This window comes from Corynebacterium sp. 13CS0277 (assembly GCF_002994655.1).
In the GTDB taxonomy this organism is placed as follows: Bacteria; Actinomycetota; Actinomycetes; order Mycobacteriales; family Mycobacteriaceae; genus Corynebacterium.
In genome coordinates, this window is sequence record NZ_PPDL01000059.1 from 1 (window position 1) to 1,182 (window position 1,182).

Annotated in this window: 2 protein-coding genes; both read left to right on the forward strand. The window is 60.2% G+C overall.

All coding sequences use genetic code 11. The annotated features are described in order from the left end of the window. Positions 1-83 precede the first annotated feature (83 nt). A complete protein-coding gene (locus C1Y63_RS12400; protein ID WP_106016751.1) occupies positions 84-365 on the forward strand; it encodes a transposase in 282 nt (93 codons plus the stop codon). 23 nt (positions 366-388) lie between these two features. Continuing rightward, the coding region (locus tag C1Y63_RS12405) for an IS3 family transposase (protein ID WP_146128971.1) at positions 389-1,182 on the forward strand (794 nt) is incomplete at its 3' end.

Consider the following 1,182-nt stretch of genomic DNA (forward strand, 5'->3'; position numbering starts at 1 on the left):
TGGAATGCCCCGGTTTTTTCGGTCCACTCGACTTGAGTGTCGCGTGACCCCTCCTACCAGGAGGAAAGGGAAAATCAACAACCATGAAGAAGTTCAACAAGCACACCCCCGAGCAGATCGTGGCCAAGCTTGAGCAAGCAGACAAGCTCAAGGCCGAAGGCAAAAACAACGCCGAGATCTGTCGCGAGCTGACCATCAGCGAAGCGACCTTGGCTCGCTGGCGCAGCACCTACCGCGGGATGGACAAGTCCCAGGCCAAGCTGCTGCGGGAGCTGAAGAAGGAAAACGACCAGCTGAAGCGACTGCTGGGCCAGTCCGAACTCGAAAAGCAGGCACTCCGGGAGCTGGCTGAGGGAAAATTCTAGGCCCGGCCCGCCGCCACGACGCCGTGGTTCATCTGACCCGGGTCAGTGAGTTGAAGCTCTCTGAACGTCGTGCGTGCGCGTTGGTTGGGCTGTCTCGTTCCGCGTTCCGCCGCAGGCAGGAACAACTCCGCCAGGCTGCCACCTGCGAGGATTGCCCTGATAAGTACGCAGAATTGCGTACCTGGCTGCGTGAATTCGCCGACAGTCATCGCCGGTGGGGATACCGCCGGGCGTGGGATCGGGCCCGTGACGCGGGCTTCCTGGTCAGCCGGGAGGTTGTTCGTCGCCTGTGGCGTGAGGAGTGCCTGACGGTGCATCCTCGCAGGAAGCGTAAGCGTTTGGTGGCTGCGAACTGTGTGCCGCGTGTGTCTCCTGCCCGCACGATCGATGACGTGTGGGCTCTGGACTTCCAGTTTGACTATGACCAGCAGGGAAAGCCCATCAAGGTGCTCAATGTCATCGATGAGTTCACCAGGGAATGCCTCGGTGCTGTGGTGGATCGTTCGATCCCCGCAGAGCAGGTCGTGGAGTTGCTGGACGTGTTGTCCTGTGAGCGTGGGGGACGTCCCCGGGTTGTTCGTATGGACAACGGGCCGGAGTTTATCGCTGGTGTCGTTGCTGATTGGGCTGCAGAAGCCAGTGATGAGCACACGGAGCTGGCGTTTATTCCGCCTGGTCAGCCGTGGCATAACGGGTTTGTGGAGTCGTTGCACAACCGGATGCGGGATGAGCTGTGGGAAGACAACCTCGTTGAGGGGGTCGAACATGCGCGTGTCCTGCATGAATGGTGGCGGGTTCGGTATAATACCGAGCATCC